This window comes from Halopenitus salinus, assembly GCF_055397165.1.
Genome location: NZ_AP043853.1, coordinates 15075 through 32090, shown reverse-complemented (window position 1 = coordinate 32090; position 17016 = coordinate 15075). Strand labels below are relative to the sequence as shown.

General features: G+C 67.2%; 16 protein-coding genes. 6 read left to right on the top strand and 10 right to left on the bottom strand.

Annotation, left to right across the window (positions count from 1 at the left end):
- Positions 1-215 precede the first annotated feature (215 nt).
- Positions 216-1565: a RimK family alpha-L-glutamate ligase gene (locus ACZ5YD_RS01875; protein WP_379740328.1), complete on the top strand. Its 1350-nt coding sequence runs from the start codon at positions 216-218 to the stop codon at positions 1563-1565.
- 39 nt (positions 1566-1604) lie between these two features.
- On the opposite strand, the gene ACZ5YD_RS01870 is transcribed toward ACZ5YD_RS01875, so the two are convergent.
- On the bottom strand, positions 1605-2378 hold the full coding sequence (locus ACZ5YD_RS01870; protein ID WP_379741323.1) for an MBL fold metallo-hydrolase: 774 nt from the start codon (positions 2376-2378) through the stop codon (positions 1605-1607).
- A gap of 131 nt (positions 2379-2509) precedes the next feature.
- Here ACZ5YD_RS01870 and ACZ5YD_RS01865 point away from each other — a divergent pair, with 131 nt between their 5' ends.
- The 3 genes from ACZ5YD_RS01865 (at position 2510) to ACZ5YD_RS01855 (ending at position 4835) form a co-directional block, all read left to right on the top strand.
- Entirely contained in the window at positions 2510-3358 is an 849-nt protein-coding gene (locus tag ACZ5YD_RS01865) for an eIF2B alpha/beta/delta subunit family protein (protein WP_379740331.1), read from the top strand.
- Between the two features lie 78 nt (positions 3359-3436).
- The gene (locus ACZ5YD_RS01860; RefSeq protein WP_379740334.1) at positions 3437-3718 is read left to right on the top strand and encodes a hypothetical protein; all 282 of its coding nucleotides are present in this window, start codon (positions 3437-3439) and stop codon (positions 3716-3718) included.
- A gap of 1 nt (position 3719) precedes the next feature.
- Complete coding sequence (locus ACZ5YD_RS01855) at positions 3720-4835, top strand: hypothetical protein (RefSeq protein WP_379740337.1); 1116 nt, start codon at positions 3720-3722, stop codon at positions 4833-4835.
- A gap of 40 nt (positions 4836-4875) precedes the next feature.
- Here the strand turns inward: ACZ5YD_RS01855 and ACZ5YD_RS01850 are convergent, their stop codons facing one another.
- From ACZ5YD_RS01850 to ACZ5YD_RS01830, 5 genes are all read right to left on the bottom strand, one after another.
- Positions 4876-5937, bottom strand: coding sequence for an isocitrate/isopropylmalate dehydrogenase family protein (locus ACZ5YD_RS01850; protein ID WP_379740340.1), 1062 nt, complete (start codon positions 5935-5937; stop codon positions 4876-4878).
- 141 nt (positions 5938-6078) lie between these two features.
- Positions 6079-7230 (bottom strand): ABC transporter ATP-binding protein, encoded by a 1152-nt coding sequence (locus tag ACZ5YD_RS01845; protein ID WP_379740343.1) that lies wholly within the window; start codon positions 7228-7230, stop codon positions 6079-6081.
- Positions 7231-7404: 174 nt separating this feature from the next.
- Positions 7405-8250, bottom strand: coding sequence for a carbohydrate ABC transporter permease (locus ACZ5YD_RS01840; protein ID WP_379740346.1), 846 nt, complete (start codon positions 8248-8250; stop codon positions 7405-7407).
- A 12-nt stretch (positions 8251-8262) separates the two neighbouring features.
- Positions 8263-9210 carry a carbohydrate ABC transporter permease gene (locus tag ACZ5YD_RS01835; RefSeq protein WP_379740349.1) on the bottom strand — a complete coding sequence of 316 codons (948 nt, stop codon included), beginning with the start codon at positions 9208-9210 and terminating at the stop codon, positions 8263-8265.
- Between the two features lie 163 nt (positions 9211-9373).
- A complete protein-coding gene (locus tag ACZ5YD_RS01830; RefSeq protein ID WP_379740352.1) occupies positions 9374-11011 on the bottom strand; it encodes an ABC transporter substrate-binding protein in 1638 nt (545 codons plus the stop codon).
- A gap of 120 nt (positions 11012-11131) precedes the next feature.
- On the opposite strand from ACZ5YD_RS01830, the gene ACZ5YD_RS01825 reads away from it, so the two are divergent.
- Entirely contained in the window at positions 11132-12691 is a 1560-nt protein-coding gene (locus tag ACZ5YD_RS01825) for a TCP-1/cpn60 chaperonin family protein (RefSeq protein ID WP_379740355.1), read from the top strand.
- 96 nt (positions 12692-12787) lie between these two features.
- Here the strand turns inward: ACZ5YD_RS01825 and ACZ5YD_RS01820 are convergent, their stop codons facing one another.
- The 3 genes from ACZ5YD_RS01820 to ACZ5YD_RS01810 form a co-directional block, all read right to left on the bottom strand.
- Positions 12788-14443: a TCP-1/cpn60 chaperonin family protein gene (locus ACZ5YD_RS01820; RefSeq protein ID WP_379740357.1), complete on the bottom strand. Its 1656-nt coding sequence runs from the start codon at positions 14441-14443 to the stop codon at positions 12788-12790.
- Between the two features lie 62 nt (positions 14444-14505).
- Positions 14506-14751, bottom strand: coding sequence for a DUF5816 domain-containing protein (locus tag ACZ5YD_RS01815; protein WP_379740360.1), 246 nt, complete (start codon positions 14749-14751; stop codon positions 14506-14508).
- 89 nt (positions 14752-14840) lie between these two features.
- Positions 14841-15212 (bottom strand): HesB/IscA family protein, encoded by a 372-nt coding sequence (locus ACZ5YD_RS01810; RefSeq protein WP_379740363.1) that lies wholly within the window; start codon positions 15210-15212, stop codon positions 14841-14843.
- A gap of 145 nt (positions 15213-15357) precedes the next feature.
- Between ACZ5YD_RS01810 and ACZ5YD_RS01805 the strand changes: the two genes are divergently transcribed.
- The gene (locus tag ACZ5YD_RS01805) at positions 15358-15687 is read left to right on the top strand and encodes a 4Fe-4S dicluster domain-containing protein (protein ID WP_379740366.1); all 330 of its coding nucleotides are present in this window, start codon (positions 15358-15360) and stop codon (positions 15685-15687) included.
- 35 nt (positions 15688-15722) lie between these two features.
- Here ACZ5YD_RS01805 and ACZ5YD_RS01800 read toward each other — a convergent pair whose 3' ends face one another.
- Entirely contained in the window at positions 15723-16928 is a 1206-nt protein-coding gene (locus tag ACZ5YD_RS01800; RefSeq protein WP_379740369.1) for a cystathionine gamma-synthase, read from the bottom strand.
- Positions 16929-17016: the final 88 nt, after the last annotated feature.

Below are 17016 nucleotides of genomic sequence, written 5' to 3'. Positions count from 1 at the left end.
ATATATGCCGGCGCGGGCTCGGCGTCGACTCCCGTGACGACGTCGACGCGAACCCGACTCCATGTCGCGGGCGACCTCGACGTCGGCGTCGGTGGCTCCCGCCGGACATCTCACGTACCCGTCGACGACGTCCGTCGATTTTCGACGTCATTATCTCCCCTGATATCGGGATCGATATCGGACGTTTTTACCCACTTCCGGTGCATGATCGGACGATGACGGAGGACACCGCGCGGGTGGGCGTGTTATCGCTGCACAACAGCAAGGAGACGAAGGCGATCTTGAACGCGATAGAGGATCTTGGCCACGAGCCGGCCTGGGTCAGACGCGAGAACTCCGCGGTCGAGATCGAAGACGGCGAGGTCCGCATGGAGCCCGACGTCGACGTCGTGGTGAATCGACTGCTGCTCTCGAACACGGACCAACCCGCGGAGCTGCTCGGACTGGCCACCACCTTCGAGCGGATCCGACCGATGTTGAACACGCCGGACGCGGTCCTCGCGGCGGTCCACAAGTTCGCCGCGGCCGCCACGCTCGCCGACTGGAACGTCCGGGTCCCCGACGCGCTGTTGGCGCTCTCGAACGACCGGCTCAACCAGGGGCGCGAGCGGTTCGGCGACGTCGGCGTCTACAAGACCGCGATCGGGACGCACGGCGGCGGAACCTGGAAGGTCGACCTCACGGAGCCGGTCAACCCGAAGGTCGGAAACCGGCAGGCGTTCCTCCAGAAGCTGATCGAACGCGACTCCGAGGAACACCGCGATCTCCGGGTCTACGTCGTCGGCGAGGAGATCGTCGGCGCCATGTACCGCTATGCGCCCGAGGGGGACTGGCGGACGAACGTCGCCCTCGGCGGCGCCGTCGAGAACGCCGTCGACGACATGCCCGAGGAGGCCGCCGAGACCGCTCTCTACGCCGCCGAGGTGATGAACCTCGATTACGCCGGGGTCGACCTGGTCGAGGGGTACGACGGCTGGTACGTCCTCGAGGTGAATCCGACCGCCGGGTTCAAGGGGCTCTTTCAGGCGACCGGCGTCTCGCCGGCGCCACACATCGCCAAGCTGGCGATCGAGGAGGCCGGCGGCGAGGTCGACGACGACCGCGTGGCCACGCTCTCGAACACGCTCGACGATTCGCGACCGGACTGTGCGCCCGACGTTCGGCGGTCGACCGCCGAGGACACGCCGATCATCGGCTACATAGAGGAGGTCGTCGCGACCGGAACCTCGGGGTCGGCCCAGGCGCTCGCGAAGTCCGACACCGGCGCGACGCGGACCAGCATCGACACCGGGCTCGCCGCCGAGATCGGCGCGGGGCCGATAAAGAGCATGACGCGGGTGAAATCCGGCAGCGTCAAGTCCGGAAAGGCCCGACCGGTCGTCGACCTCGTGATCGGCATCGGCGGCACCCAACACACCGTGACCGCGAGCGTCGAGGACCGCAGCCACATGGACTACCCGTTGCTCTTGGGCCGTGACATCCTCTCGGACTACCGCGTCGACGTACGAAAGCGGGTCGACCAGGATCGCGAGGCGCGCGAGGACGGCGAGATCCTCGAGGAATAGTTCGGTTACGCCTCTCTCGATCGGCTCCGTCGTAGCCCGCTACACGGAGATCCGGAGTCCGTCCCGCGCGATCCGGACCTCGCCGTCGAACCCCGCCGCGGTGACCGCGCGCTTCATCTCCGATTCCCGCCCCCGCGTGTGGGGATACAGGTGCGTGAGATAGAGTCGACGGACGTCGACGTCGGCGTCCGCCAACGCGTTGCCGAGCCCCGTCGGCGTCGGATGGTTCGAGACGTCGACCTCGTCGGGGAACGAACAGTCGTGAACGAGGACGTCGGCGCCGTCGGCGAAGCGGGCCATCCCCCCGAACGCCTCCGTGTCGCCGGAGAAGACGATCGGCCCGTCCTCCGGATCCGTCGCTCCGTCCGCGGGCGCGAACCGATAGGCGTGACCCGCCATCGAATGGCGGGTCTCCCGTGCGGCCACCTCGAAGCCCGCCACGGAGACGGGGCGTTCGGAGCCGACCTCGCGAATCGCGAGATCGATGCGTCCCTCCAGATAGTCGTGAACGTCGAGGAGCCCGTCGACGAGCGACTTCGTTCCCGGCGGGCCGACGACCTCGAGGTGCTCCTCGCCGGCGAGCCACCGGGCCTTGAGGAGCGCCATCAGGTCCGAGACGTGATCGAGATGGTGGTGGCTCAAGAGGACGGATCCGACGCCCTCGTAGCCCACGTCGGTTCCGGCGAGCCGACCGAGAACGCCGCTGCCGCAGTCGACGAGCAGCGCGCGGTCGTCCGACTCGAGGAGCAGGCCGGTCTGTGCGCGGTCGGGGACCGCCATCGCGCTACCGGACCCGAGGATGGTCAGCCGCATCGATCGGTCGGTATCGGACATGCGGGAGCCGAGGGCCGCCGTCGATTTATAACGAACGCACGGCGACGCGCGATCGACGCGCCGAAGCGGCGCCCGGAACCCCTTTTTGATCGGCCCGCGACCGATCGGACATGATCGACGAGACCGTCGCCGAGATCCGGGAGATGCAGACCCACAGCTCCTCGGTCGTCGCGGTGAAGGCCACCGAGGCGCTCGCGGAGCTGCTCGATCGCGAGTACGCCTCCCTCGACGAGTTCGAGCGGGACCTCGAACAGAACGCGGGCGTGCTCCGTCGTTCGGACACCTCCCACGCGAGCCTGCACAACGCGCTCCGCGAGGTCGAACGGTCCGTCGTCGGCGAGGCGGCCTCGATCGAGGAGGGAAAACGGCTCCTCGAGGACGCCATCGATCGCGTCGTCGCCGACGTCGAATCGAGCAAGCGGGAGGCCGCGGCCAACGCCGCGGAGACCTTCTCCGACGGGGAGACGGTCCTCACACACGACTACTCGACGACGGTCCTCGAGGCGATCGAGACCGCGACCGCCGACGGAATCGAGCTGTCGACGTACGTCACCGAGGCGCGTCCACGGTTCCTCGGCCGCCGGACGGCCCGGGTGCTCGCGGGCAATCCCCGCGTCGAGGCGACGATCGTCGTCGACGGCGCGATGGGCTACGCCCTCCGAAACTGCGACCGGGTCGTCCTCGGAATGACCTGCATCAGCGGGGAGACCTACTACAACCGGATCGGAACCTTCCCGTTGGCCGCGACCGCGGCCCACCTCGGGGTACCCGTGACCGTGGTCGGCTCGAGCAGCAAGCTCATCGAGGAGTTCCACTTCGAGACCGACGACCGCGCGCCGGTCGAGGTGATGCGCGAGCCGATCGCGGACGTCGCGGTCGAGAACCCCTCCTACGACGCGACGCCGATGGAACTCGTCGACCGGGTCATCACCGACGAGGGGGTCCGGGACGTCGAATGACGGCCACGGCGGGGGGATTCAAAACGGCGGGGACCGCGTGGCGATGTCTTTATGCGTGCCGATGTCCGTCGTGGGAACATGGGACACGGCCCCGACGCGGTACACGAGCTCATCGAGGAGTCCGGGTGGTCGTATCCGGTGTCCACGCGGCGGCTCGAGCGATCGATGCCGATGGAGAACGTCGCCATCGACGAGGACGGGAACTCGATGATGCTCTCGGAGCTCCTCCAGGAGGCCGACGTCGACCGCTTCGAGGATCGAGCGGACCTCGAGCGCAAGCTCGGGCCCGTCTGCCGGGAGGAAAGCGAGGCCCGAACGGTCGGAATCCTCGGTCGGGTAAAACGGACCTTCTTCGGTTGAGATGAACAAGCTTCGCGGACTCTCGTGGGGCGGCGGAGCCGGCGTGGTCGTCTTCGCCCTCTGGGGGGTCATCCATTACGGTACCCCCGTTCGGTTTCTTCCGGCGATCGCAACGGGGATCGTGGCCGCGGGGCTTCCGTACGGGCTCGCACGGCTCAACCGGGCGATCACGAGGCTCCGCCGCCGTCTCGCCGACCCGGAGACGGGGATAAGCGCGGAGAAGGGATCGGTCTTCGTCTCGAAATCGTCGATCGACGACCCCGTCGAAACCCTCGAGACCGTTCGCGACGCGGTCAAACGGGACGAGGAGTACGACGAGACCGAACGGGAGGCCTTCGAGGAGGGCCCGGGGCTGTCGATCCGACACGGCGGCTTCCACAACACCTTCGTCCGGATCACGCGGGGCGGACGCGTCGTCGTCACCGGCGCCTCAGAGCGCACGGCCGACGTCCGCGACGTGGTCGGCGACGCCTGTTCGCTCACGTTCGATCGAACGCGTGAGAATCCGTTTCAGGGGCTGCAACCGATCAAGGGCGCCCCGCGGGTGTTCCTCGGGGTCTTCATATTCACTCTGCTCGTCGCCGGCACCGCGGCCGTCGGCGCCGGGGCGTATCCGACCGACGCGTACAACCCCGCCGAGCGGGTCGTGCTCGTGGGAATCGACGTGCAGGGGGACGTCGATCCGAGCGTCTCCGAGACCGACACGCAGCTCTCGAAGGCGTCGTTCCTCGCGGACGTCGTCGCGGAGGGCGAAACGGAGGTCAGATGGGCGCAAAACGACAGCGAACTCGTCGCACAGCAGGGACGAAACGCGTTGCGGGCGTCGAACGACGCCAGACGGTACCTCGCGTCGGCCCGCGCCGGGTCGCCGACGAGCGAGCAGCTCGAACGGGCCGACCGGATCGAGCGTCGTCTGAGGGCGGCCGAGCAGTCGGTCGCCGAGGCGCTCTCGGAGCGAGCCACCGACGGATCGATCCCCGAGGAGAACGCGACGAAGCTCTCGCGGCTCGGCGATCGCTTCGAATCCGTGGAACGACCTTCCGGGGACGACGGAGACGCGACGACGACCGAACGGGTCACGCGTTTGGCCCCACACGCGCGAGCGGTCGCGTTTTGACCCGTCGAAGGCGTTGGCTCGATGTGTGGTCGTGTCGCGTTCAGTCCTCGAGCCGGTCCAGAAGGTCCGCAACCACCGCCTCGGTGCCGGAATCGCCCCCCAGATCGGGGGTTCGCGGCGCGTTCGGATCGGCGAGCTGTTCGCGAACGACGCGTCGAAGCCGGCCAGCCGCGGCGGGTTCGCCGAGCTCGTCGAAGAGCATCGCGCCCGAGAGGACGGTCGCGAGCGGGTTGGCGATCCCCTGTCCGGCGATGTCGGGGGCGCTGCCGTGTACCGGCTCGAACATCGAGGGGGCGTCGCCGTCGACACAGAGGTTCGCGGACGGGGCGAGTCCCATGCTCCCCGCGATGATCGCCCCCACGTCGGTGAGGATGTCGCCGAAGAGGTTCGAGGCGACCACGACGTCGAACGCCTCGGGCCGGCGGATGAAGTCCATCGCCGCGGCGTCGACGAGCAGCCGTTCCACCTCGACGTCGGGATACTCCTCGGAGAGCTCCGCGACGATCTCGTCCCAAAGCACCATGCCGTACGCCTGGGCGTTGGACTTCGTCACGTTCGTCAACTTCCCGTCGCGCTCGCGGGCGGCCTCGAAGGCGGCACGAACGACCGTCTCCGTGCCCTCCCGCGTGAACACGGCGCTTTGGATCGCGAGTTCGTGATCGAACCCGCGGTGTTCGCGCCCCCCGACGTCGGCGTACTCGCCCTCGGTGTTCTCACGGAAGACGACGAAGTCGATGTCGCCGCCCTCGTAGCCGCGAAGCGGGCTCTCGACGCCCTCGTAGAGGATCGACGGCCGCTTGCAGACCTGCTGGTTGAGCCGCTTTCGGATCGGCAACATCAGCCCGCGAAGCGTCACGTGATCGGGGATGTCGGGATGGCCGACCGCGCCGAGCAGGATGGCGTCGTGAGGTCGGAGCCGATCGACGCCGTCGTCGGGCATCATCGATCCCTGCTCGAGGTAGCGTTCGCTCCCCCAGTCGAACTCGGTGTACTCGAGCGTGATCCCCTCTCGGTCGCCGACCGCATCGAGAAGCGGAAGCGAGGCGTCGACGACCGTGTTTCCGATGCCGTCCCCCGGGATCAACGCGATCTCATAGGACATTGATACCCATCGTGAACCCGTCGGCAAAAGCGTTGTGTCGCTCGCGTGTGGAAACGTCATCCCTGCGGACGACGCCGGACGACGTCGATCGTCGAAGTGGAGAATATCTCCGGTAGAGACCCTCTCAGGTGGAGTCCATCCTCACTGGCTGGGTGCGGTCGTCAGGTCCTCGTCGGCGTATCCGTGGACGACGGCGTCCCCCGAGCGTGCGTCGAACAGGTGAACGTCGTCCTCGTCGAAGCTCATCGTCACGATCTCGCCCTCCTCCGGTTCGATCTCCGTCGGCGTGCGGGCGCGGAACTCCTGGTCCGCGAGATCCAGGTAGATGAAGTTGTCCGACCCCACGACCTCGACGACGTCGACCTCCGCCTTGATCTGCTTTTCCTCCGGAACGTCCGCGTTTATCGCGACGCTCTCGGGACGGACGCCGAAGACGAGGTCCGAGGGGGCATCCTCGCTGACGCCCTCGAGGAACCGCTCCGTCAGCTCGTATTCGAACCCGTCGCCGACGAGCGTTCCCGTGCCGTCGTCGTTGCGCTCGAGGGTGACGTCCCGGAAGTTCATGCTCGGACTCCCGATGAAGTCCGCGACGAACTGGTTCGTCGGCTCGTGGTAGACCTCCTTCGGAGTGCCGATCTGCTGGAGGGTTCCCGACTCGAGAATGACGATCCGGTCGGCCATCGTCATCGCCTCCTCCTGGTCGTGGGTCACGTACACCGTCGTGATCCCGACTTCCGAGTGGATTCGCGCCAGCTCGGTCCGCATGTGCTTTCGCAGCTTGGCATCGAGGTTCGAAAGCGGCTCGTCGAACAGGAACACGGACGGTTCCCGGACGATCGCCCGTCCCGTGGCGACCCGCTGTTGTTGGCCGCCCGAAAGCGATCCGGGCTTCTTCTCGAGGAGGTCCTCGATGCCCATCATCTCCGCCGCGTTCTCGACGCGGCGATCGATCTCCTCGTCGTCGAGGTCGGTACTCAACTGGAGGCCGTAGGCCATGTTCCCCCGGACCGTCTTGTGGGGATACAGCGCGTAGGACTGAAACACCATCGCGATGTCCCGGTCCTTCGGCGCCTTCTCGTTGATGCGTTCGCCGGCGATCCGGATCTCGCCGTCCGTGATCGTCTCGAGTCCGGAGATCATCCGCAGCGTCGTCGATTTTCCGCAGCCGGACGGTCCGACGACGACGATGAACTCGCCGTCCTTGATGTCGAGGTCGAGTTCCTCGACCGCGACGATCGTCTCGGCCTGCGTGTCGTACACCTTCGTTACGTTGTCGAGTTCCAATCGTGCCATTGTTATCCTCCGTGTGTCCTGGGGTCGTGTTCGGTCGGTCGCGTGTCGTGTCTCGGGTTCGTCGTGCGTTCGGTCGGTCGGTCGCGCGAGCGTTCGGCCGCTCGGTCCTGTGTGCGTTTGGTCGGTCGTTCGTGGCGGAATCGAAGGTCGTTCAGTCGGCGATCCGCCGGCAGGTTAGTTGCCACCCGGTGCCCCCCCGAGCCCGGCGCCGACGTAGCGGCGCGAGAGCCCGTAGAATATCACCGGCGGCGCGACGAGCAGAACGAGCGACGCCATCAGGACGTTCCACTCCCGCAGCACGTCGCTGCCGATGATGTAGTAGATGGCCACCGTCGCGGTTCGGACGCTCTCGTCGCTGGTCAACACGAAGACCCAAAGGAAGTTGTTCCAGGCGGTGAGGAACGCGAACAGCGCGGCCGCGGCGACGGCGGGCAGGCTCAAGGGCAAGACGATCCGGAGGAACGCCGTGAACTCGTTGTGCCCGTCGATCAGCGCCGCCTCCTCGATGTTCTCCGGGATGCCCTGTCTGAAGAACCCCTGGAGCAGCCAGATGTTCTGTGGCAACACGAAGATCGACAGCGCGATGATGATCCCCGGTAAGGTGTTCACGAGTCCAATGAAGTAGAACACCTCGTAGACCGGGATCGTCAAGACGATCCACGGGAACATGATCGTGAACACCGCCGTGTAAAACAGCGCCTGTCGACCGGGGAAGTCGAGCCGCGCGAAGGCGTAGGCTCCGGGGATCGCGAAGAACAGGGAGATGATCGTCGCCGCGATGGAGACGATGATGCTGTTCCCGAAGTAGGTCTCGAAGGCGAACCGGTCCCAGATCGCCAGGTACGACTGGAGGGTCACCAGATCGAACGCCGGGATGAACCCGGTGTCCGGACTGATCGCGGCGATGTTGGTCAGGAACGAGGTCCGGATCACCCAGTAGTAGGGGATGATCGCCCAAAGCAGGAAGGCGATCAACCCGGCGTACAAGAGCGCACGTGAACGTTTGTTGTCATTGAGCATGTATCTGTCACCTCAGACGTAGAGGTCCTCCTCCTGATCGATCGCCTTCACGTAGACCACCGCGGCGGACATGGACAACACCACCATCGCGAGCCCGACCGTGTAGGCCCGCGCGAAGTTGTTGTTGACGAAGGCGACCCGATAGGTGAGGATGCTGAGAAGCATCGTTCGCGTCCCGGGACCGCCGCCGGTCAGCGCGAACGGCTGGTCGAACTCGGCGATGTTCCAGGCGGTTCGAAGCGCCAGGATGACGATCGTCGGAATGGTGAGCCGGGGAACCACGACGTCGCGGAAGCGTCGGAGCCGTCCCGCGCCCGCCTGTGCCGCCGCCTCGTACTGCTCCGAGGGGATGCTCGAGAGCGCGGCCGCGTAGATGATCGCGGAGTAGGCGTAGTCGTGCCACGTCTGGGCGACGATCAACGAGACGAACGGCCACAGGCCCGTCGCCAGGAAGGACGGCCCCTCGATCCCGACGACCGTAAGCAGCTTGTGGACGAACCCGAAGTCGCTGTCCAGGAACCACATCCAGATGATACCGCCCGCGAGCGGCGCGGAGAAGTACGGGGACATGATCAACGCGCCGACCCAGTCCTTCGCGGCACTCCTGAGCTCGTTCAACAGGAGCGCGGCGACGAGTCCCATCCCGAGCTGGAGGAACGTGGTCCCGGCGACGAAGACGATCGTCCACCCGAACGCGAAGACGAAGAGGTCGTTCGTCACGAGCCACTGATAGTTCGCCAGGCCGACGAACTGCCCCGGCTCCCCGATACGGGTATTCGTGAACGTCATCGTGATACCGCGGATTATCGGGAAGTAGAACAGGCCGGTGAAGGCGATGAACGTCGGCAGGATGAAGAAGTATCCCGCCCAGTTTTCCTTGAGCCGATCCGTGATCGTCCGTTCGTTGAGCCCGTACTCCTCACGGATCGCCTCATCGGAGCGGGCTTCCTGTTGAGCCATGGTACAAGGTGGTGGAATGATTCCTGTAAAATAAATCTTTGTACATAGTTACCACGAGACACGTTCTCGATACCAAAAGCTATTCGTCGGACCGCACGACCGTTCGCCGGTTCCCGGACCCAGTCTCACGTTCGTGAGGCGGGTGGGAGGTGAGGGGCGGTCCCTACGAGGGAACCTCGCCCTGGTTCTGCTCCTCGAGGCGGGTGAGGACTCGGTCGCGAACGAGACTCGGCGTCTCCTCGGCGGTGTGCTGTCCGGCGATCGCCTCGCTGATCGTCTCGTTGATGTCGGTCCAGCGGATCGGGTCGCTGGGCCAGACGTCCCACGGGCCACCGGTGTTGGAGTACTGATCGCCGTACTCGTTCCAGTTCTCGATGGACTGCGCGAAGTTCTGTGGCAGTTCGTAGTTGTTCAAGACAGGATCGCGCATGGGAGCGAAGCCCGGGATGGACTCGTAGTGTTCGCCCCAGGCTGGGAGCACGAAGTCCTCGTCCTGGAAGAGGTACTGCGCGAGCGCCCAGGCGCCGTCCTGTTGGTCGCTGGAGACGTCGCTGAACATACAGTGTGCCTGCTCGAGACCCCAGACGTGTCCGCCGTGTTCGCCGGAGTGGCCGCTGAGGTCGTCGATGCCGATGGCGTCGCCGAAGTCCGGATCGAGGCTCGGGTTCGGAAGCAGCATGAAGTCGCCCTCGCCGTCGTGCCAGCCGATCTGGGCGTCCTCGGAGACGGAATACCACCGGTTCGCCGTCGGAGTCGCGTAGGTGAACGAGGCGACCTGGCCGCTGATCATCAGCGCCGGGATCTCCTCGTCGCCACGCTGTGCGGACTCGTCGCTGCTGAACTCGTCCGCGAGGTTCACGCAGGCTTTGATCATTCCGTCGGTCTTCTGGCGGTCCTCCTCCATGTCCTCGTTGTTGATGACTACGTCGGGGTCGTCTCCCGAACCGCGGATCCAGGGGTCGGTACCGCCCTCGTAGGCGGTCCGTGCATAGCCCCAGTAGGACTCGAGGTCGCCCGGAACGCCGGTCTCCTCGTAGGCGATGATGTCCTGTTCCTCGTCGATCGTCTGGAGGACGTCGTAGAACTGGCTCCAGGTCGCCAGGTCCTCGAAGGGATCCTCGACGCCCGCCTGCGAGAACGTCGCCGGACGGATGCCCAGATTGCTCGTGGTGTGACGGATCGCCCCGACCGACCACCAGTAGTCGCGGAAGTTCCCGACCTGCTGGCTGGCGCTCGTCAGGTCGTCCGGGAACGCGTCGCTCTCGTCCATGAAGGCGCCGTGATCGACGAGCCGGCCCTCCTGGAGGTACTGGATCCCGAGCCCGCCCGATTCGGCGAGCGCCGGAGCGTTACCGGCGGAGACCTGTGAGGTGAGCGTCTGCTGAATGTCACCGTAGGACGCCGTCTGGAGGTCGACCTCGTACCCCTCGTTCTTCGAGGCGAAGTCCTCCATCGAACTCTGGAAGTGCTGTTGGATGTCGGAGTTCTCCACGCCGTTGGCGGAGAGGAACGAAACGGAGACGGTGTCGCTGCCGCCGCCGTTGCCGTCTCCGTTCCCATCACCGTTGCCGCCGCCGTTTCCGTTGCCGCCACCGTTTCCGTTGCCGCCACCGTTTCCGTTGCCGCCGCCGTTTCCGTTGCCGCCGCCGTTTCCATTGCCGCTACAGCCCGCTAACGCACCCATCGCGCCGACGCTCGCTACGCCGGTAGTTAATTTCACGAAATCGCGGCGTGAGGCCCCGTCGGCCTCCGCACGCGTCTCCTCCATCTCCGTCTCGCCTCCACTGTCACTTCGTGACATGCGAAAGTCCCTTACACCGATACAGATAAATAATTATCCATAATTTTTAATGCGAGAGTGTTGGAAACAACTCACACGGCCGCGCGACACATATTTATTGGCCGAGACTCTCGGTAGCGTGTGACATCCGATGACCTCGTCGCCGGCGTTCGAACGGTGTGTGACGTCGTCCGTGGATCGCTCGGCCCGTTCGGGGCGAGCCGACTGCTGATCCAAAAGGAGGGAAACGTCACCGCAACGGCCTCCACTCGGGAGCTGCTCGAACGGTTGGACGTCGAGGACCCAGCGGTGACGCTCCTGGAGTCGACCGCGGAGGGGTTCGGCGATCGACACGGCGACGGCACGGGAACCGTCATCACGCTCGTCGGCGCCCTGTTGAGCGAGGCCGAGCGGCTCTCCGAGCTCGGCCTCCACCCGACCACGATCGAGCGGGGATATCGCGAGAGCCTGGAGACGGCGCTCGACGCGCTCGACCGCACGTCGAGACCGCTCTCGTCGGTCGGATCGACGGCGGTCGCGCGGACCGCCATGACCGGAACGCGCGACCCACAGGTCAGAGAGCGGGTGGCAGACCGGATCGCGGAGGCCGTCGAGACGATCGGACCGCGGGCGCGAACCGACCTGACCGTGTTCTCCCGGACCGGCGGCGCGGTCGCGGAGACCGATCTCGTCCGCGGCGTCGTGACCGATCGCGGCCCGATCCTCGATTCGATGCCGCGATCGGCCACCGACGGCATCGCGGTTCTGTCTGACTCCGTCGACGTCCCGCACATCGGAAGCATCGCCGGGCGGGTCAGCAAGCGCGTCGTTCTCGAGACGGACTCCTTCGAGGAGCGTCGGCGGATCGCCGACCGGGAGGCCGAGGAGTTCGCCGAGATCCTGGAGGCGGCCGTCGACGCCGGCTGCCGGGTGGTGATCACGGAGCGATCGGTCAACGAACGCGTCCAGTCCGCGCTCGCAGCACACGGAATCCTGGGAATCCAGCGCGTCGACGAGGACGTTCTCGCCCGAATCGCGCGCGCGACGGGCGCACGAGTCGTTCCGGCGCTCGCCGAGATCGACGAGCGAGCGCTCGGAACCGGGACCGTCGAGGTGCAACGAAAGGCGGGCCGGGACGTGACCGTCGTCTCCTCGTCCGCCGGCGATCCCGTTTATACGCTGTTTTCGCGCGCGCCGGACCCACGAAGCGTTACCGCGTTCGAGGATTCCCTCGAGGCGGCGGTCGCGGCGACCGCGGCGGTGGCCGAGGACGAGCGCGTGGTTCCGGGCGGCGGCGCCGCCGAGGCCACCGCGGCGCGGGCGGTCGAGGAGGCGGCCCGGTCGATCGACGACCGCCACCAGCTCCCGGCCGAGGCGTTCGGCCGTGCGCTGGTCTCCGTCCCGCGCGCGCTCGCCGCGACCGCGGGAGTCGACGCCGGCCGGGCGGTCATCCGGATGCGCGTCGCCCGGACGGAGGGTCGCGACGCGATCGGGGTCGACGCGCTCGCCGGCGAGGTGACGAACGTGCTCGGCGAGGACCCGATCGTCGAGCCGACCGCGCTCAAACGCGCGATCCTGTCGGCGGCCACCGACGCCGCCGTTCAGCTGATCCGGATCGACGAGCAGCTCCCGGCGAACGATCTCTCCGAGGAGGAGTTCGATCCCCCGGAGGAGGTCGACATGCCGGCGCCGGGGAGCTGATAGGCAGGCTCGACGAGCTGACGCAGCGATCGGGCGAACTGACGCAGCAACACGACGAACGAAACACGACTCCGGTTCGCTTCGCCGATCACTCGATCACTCGTTTTCGGGACGCGGCGTGTATCCCTGTAACTGGACGTTCGGGTACAACACCGCGTCGACGGTGAGCAGCCGCTCGGCGGCGGCCGCCGCCGTCTCGATGGCCTGTGAGAAGACGCGGCGCGGCTCGAGCACGCCCGCCTCGAGGGCGTCCATCGGCTCGCCCGTCGCCGGATCGACGCCCGCCGTCGAGCGTCCCTCGACCGCGTGGGCCGTTCGAAGCGCGGTCACGGCGTCGATCGGATCGTGGCCCGCGTTCCGGGCGAGGGCTCGCGGCAGCCGTTCGAGCGCGTCCGCGAACCCCGAGAGCGCGAGTTGCTCGTGACCCGTCGTCGATCGCGCGGTCGCGTCGACCGCCGTCGCCACCGCCATGGCCGAGGCGCCCGCGCCGGGAAGGACCTGCCCGTCGATCGCCGCGGTTCCCGCGGTCTCGAGCGCGTCCTCGAGCGCCTCCTCGCGTCGGGCCGTCTCCGCGGCCGTGGCGCCGCCCGTGGTCAGCGTACAGACGGCGCCCGGACAGTCCTCGAAGACGGTCCAGACCGACCCGTCCACCTCGCGCTGGGTGACTCGACCCGCCCGTCCGAGCCGCTCCTCGCTCAGATCGGCGACGTCGGAGACCGCCGTTCCGCCGGTCGCGCGGGCGAGGCGGTAGACGTCCTCCTTCGGATAGGTCGCCTTGTCGACGACCGCGATGCCCGCCCGCTCGAGCGCACGCGCGATCGGCTCCTCGAGCGCCTCCTGACAGACCAACACGTCGACGCCCGCGGATCGGAGATCCGTCGCCATCGACTCCAGGTAGGCGGCGAGTTCGGAGGTGTATCGGTCCGCGCCCTCCGCCGTGGACAGCGTGACGTCGTCGATCACCGACGCGGTCTCCTCGGGATCGATCTCCGCATCGAGGATGGCGACGGTCGCGTCCTCGATCGGCCCCTCCAGGTCCCGCCCGGTCGGATCCGCGTCCGCCGGCCGCGAGAGGACGAGCCCGTCGTGGATCCCGGCCTCGACGCCCCGGCTGGCGAGCACCTTCGCGTCGTCGGTGTTGATCCACCGATCCTCGGTGGCCGCGGCGAGACGGTCGATCGCGGTCGCGACGTGGCCGGCGAGCCGCTCGCGAACCGCCGGATCGAGCGCGGTGGTCATCGTCGTGGCGGCCACGTCGGCGATCGTTTCGTGATCGTCGGGTTCGACCGGACGGGCGAGCTCGTCGAGCACCTCGCCGGCCCGCGAGCGCGCGATCGCGTGCCCGATGACGACGCTGCTCGGCGCGACGCCCTGCTCTATGAGTTCGACGCCCTCGTCCACGAGCGCGCCGGCCAACAGCACGGCCGTGGTGGTTCCGTCGTGGAGCCCGCCGTGCATGTCGGCGACCGAATCGACGAACAGCGCGGCGATCGGATGGGTGAATCCGCCGCCGCGTTCGATGGCCTCGAGCAGGCGTCCGGCGTCGTCGATCCGCAGCGTCTCGGGACGGTTCTGGAGGTCCTCCGTGTGGACGAGCTTCTCCATGCCACGAGGCCCGTACGTCGACTCGACGAGCCCGACCGTCGCGTCGACGGCCCGGAGAACGTAGCGACGCGCGTCCTCGTCTTGAAGCGTCCACTCGCTGCGATCGCGTCCCGACAGGCGTGCGCCATCCGTGTGCTCGACGGCCATGGGAGTTCCTCACGCGGCGGCGCGGTTAAATGTTCGTCGCCCGGGGCGGCGTCGCCGATCGATCACTCGTGGGCCGCGTCCCACTCCTCCGGCTTCCGGACGTTGCCGCAGACGGTACACTCGATGCGTCCCATCGTGTCCATCGCGGTGTCGAGGCTGCCGCAGTTCCCGCAGCGATAGCCCCAGCGGTCCTCGCCGCGATCGCTCACGTAGACCGCGTAGAACGGCCCCTCGCTGCCCCGCTCGCGTTCGGTCCGGTCGACGTAGACCCGATCGCCGTCCGACGACGTCACGACCTCGCGTTCCATGCACGGAGGTAGTTCGGAACGATATAAAAACGATGGCGTGTCGACTCGCGGGAGGTCTCCCGCGACGCGGGCGATCTGATTCGTTCACCTCACGTCCGGAAGGACTCCCCGCAGCCGCACTCGGAGACCACGTTCGGGTTCTCGACGTGGAAGCCGGCGGCCTGGAGGCCGCTCTCGTAATCGAGCGTGCTGCCGCCGATGTAGTTCTCGCTTGCTGGATCGACGAACACGCGCAGGCCGTGGCGCTCGACGATCAGGTCGTCGTCCTCCGGTTCGGTGTCAAAGCGCATCCCGTAGGAGAGGCCCGCACAGCCGCCCTGCTGGACGAACAGCCGGAGGCCGCCCTCCTCTACGTCCATTCCCTCCGAACGCATCAACGAGATCGCCTCCTCGGCGGCGCTCGGCGTCACCTCGATCGTCGATCCCGGGTCGGTTTCGGCGTCCGCCGCGTCGGTGCTCATGCGAAGGTGTTCGCGTTCGACGATAAAAACCCTGGCGACGACCGTCGTGACGTTGACGCCGGTCGTGGTAACGTGACGCCAACCGTCGCGACTCTCGACTCGCCTCCCGTCAGTTTATATGCGGAGGCGCACTCGATCGATGCAAATGGCAATCGATCCGAACTTCGAGACCAACATGGAGGACGTGGGCGAGGAACACGGCGTGACGGTGTGGGGCCCGACCGAGCCTCCAGAGGAGCTCGGCGTCCGCGGCACCCACGTCGCGGTCGATTTCGACATCTGTCTCGCCGACGGCGCCTGTCTGGAGGACTGTCCCGTCGACGTCTTCGAGTGGGTCGACACGCCCGGCCACCCCGAAAGCGAGCGGAAGGCCAACCCGACAGACGAGGACCAGTGTATCGACTGCATGCTGTGTGTCGACGTCTGTCCGGTCGACGCGATCGACGTCGATCCCGGCCGCGAGAACCGCGTATAGGGCCGACTCGACGCTGTGGGGTCCGGACGAGCGGCCTACAGCGCGGCGTCGAACGCCCGCTGCAGGTCCGCCTTCATGTCGTCGACGTGCTCGATGCCCACGGAAACGCGGATGAGCCCGTCCGAGAGCCCGGCGGCGAGCCGCTCCTCGCGCGGGATCGCGGCGTGGGTCATCGCTGCGGGCTGTTCGATCAGGCTCTCGACGCCGCCGAGCGACTCCGCGAGCGTGAACACCTCCGTCTCGGAGACGACCGTCGAGCCCTGCTCGAGAGTCCCGTCCAGCTCGAAGGAGAGCATCCCGCCGAAGTCGTCCATCTGCTCGCTCGCGAGCTCGTGTTGGGGGTGGCTCTCGAGGCCCGGGTAGTAGACCCGATCGACCGCCTCGTGCGCTTCGAGCCAGCGGGCCAGCTCGCGGGCGTTCTCACAGTGGCGATCCATCCGGACCGGCAGGGTCTTGGTCCCCCGGAGGACGAGGAAGCTGTCGAACGGCCCCGGCGTCGCACCCACCGAGTTCTGGTAGAAGCCGAGCCGCTCGTCGAGCCCGTCGCCGTCGACGACGAGCGCGCCGCCGATCGTATCGGAGTGGCCACCGAGGTACTTCGTCAGCGACTGGCAGACGACGTCGGCGCCGAGTTCCAGGGGACGCTGTAGATACGGCGTCGCGAAGGTGTTGTCGACCGCACACAGCGCCTCGCCCTCGTGGGCGATGGCCGACAGCGCCTCGATGTCGTTGACGTTCATGAGCGGGTTCGTCGGCGTCTCGACCCAGACGAGCTCCGTCTCCGGACGCATGGCCTCGGCGACGGCCTCGTGGTCGGTCGTGTCCACGAATGTGGTCTCGACGTCGTACCCCTCGAAGACCTGCGTGAGAATGCGGTGGGTGCCGCCGTAGACGTCGTCGCCGGCGACGACGTGGTCGCCGGATTCGAGCAGGTTGAGGACCGTGTTTATCGCGGCCATCCCCGAGGCGAAACACCGGGCGTGGGTCCCCGACTCGAGGTCGGCGAGGTTCGCCTCCAGGTCCGTCCGGGTCGGGTTGGCCGTCCGGGAGTACTCGTAGCCGCGGTGTTCGCCCGGCGCGTCCTGCTCGTAGGTGGTGTTGGCGTGGATCGGCGTCATCAACGCGCCGGTCTCCGGATCCGGCTCCTGGCCGGCGTGGATCGCCCGGGTCTCGAACCGGAACGTCCCGGACGCGTCCACGCTCCGGTCGTCCTCGTCGTCTCGGTCGGGGTCGTCGCTCATACGGGTCGATGGACGGGCGGGCGTGTGACTCTTGCCCTTCGGTCCAACGCCGGAAGCTTCCCCGCGTCCGCCGACATGCTGTCCACGT

Bases quoted from the DNA above. Each gene is read 5' to 3' on its own strand.
- ACZ5YD_RS01815 (WP_379740360.1), bottom strand. From the start codon at position 14,751: ATGGAACGCGAGGTCGTGACGTCGTCGGACGGCGATCGGGTCTACGTC.
- ACZ5YD_RS01850 (WP_379740340.1), bottom strand. From the start codon at position 5,937: ATGTCCTATGAGATCGCGTTGATCCCGGGGGACGGCATCGGAAACACG.
- ACZ5YD_RS01870 (WP_379741323.1), bottom strand. From the start codon at position 2,378: ATGCGGCTGACCATCCTCGGGTCCGGTAGCGCGATGGCGGTCCCCGAC.
- ACZ5YD_RS01860 (WP_379740334.1), top strand. From the start codon at position 3,437: ATGGGACACGGCCCCGACGCGGTACACGAGCTCATCGAGGAGTCCGGG.
- ACZ5YD_RS01805 (WP_379740366.1), top strand. From the start codon at position 15,358: ATGGCAATCGATCCGAACTTCGAGACCAACATGGAGGACGTGGGCGAG.
- ACZ5YD_RS01820 (WP_379740357.1), bottom strand. From the start codon at position 14,443: ATGGCCGTCGAGCACACGGATGGCGCACGCCTGTCGGGACGCGATCGC.
- ACZ5YD_RS01865 (WP_379740331.1), top strand. From the start codon at position 2,510: ATGATCGACGAGACCGTCGCCGAGATCCGGGAGATGCAGACCCACAGC.
- ACZ5YD_RS01810 (WP_379740363.1), bottom strand. From the start codon at position 15,212: ATGAGCACCGACGCGGCGGACGCCGAAACCGACCCGGGATCGACGATC.
- ACZ5YD_RS01845 (WP_379740343.1), bottom strand. From the start codon at position 7,230: ATGGCACGATTGGAACTCGACAACGTAACGAAGGTGTACGACACGCAG.
- ACZ5YD_RS01835 (WP_379740349.1), bottom strand. From the start codon at position 9,210: ATGGCTCAACAGGAAGCCCGCTCCGATGAGGCGATCCGTGAGGAGTAC.
- ACZ5YD_RS01875 (WP_379740328.1), top strand. From the start codon at position 216: ATGACGGAGGACACCGCGCGGGTGGGCGTGTTATCGCTGCACAACAGC.
- ACZ5YD_RS01840 (WP_379740346.1), bottom strand. From the start codon at position 8,250: ATGCTCAATGACAACAAACGTTCACGTGCGCTCTTGTACGCCGGGTTG.
- ACZ5YD_RS01800 (WP_379740369.1), bottom strand. From the start codon at position 16,928: ATGAGCGACGACCCCGACCGAGACGACGAGGACGACCGGAGCGTGGAC.
- ACZ5YD_RS01855 (WP_379740337.1), top strand. From the start codon at position 3,720: ATGAACAAGCTTCGCGGACTCTCGTGGGGCGGCGGAGCCGGCGTGGTC.
- ACZ5YD_RS01830 (WP_379740352.1), bottom strand. From the start codon at position 11,011: ATGTCACGAAGTGACAGTGGAGGCGAGACGGAGATGGAGGAGACGCGT.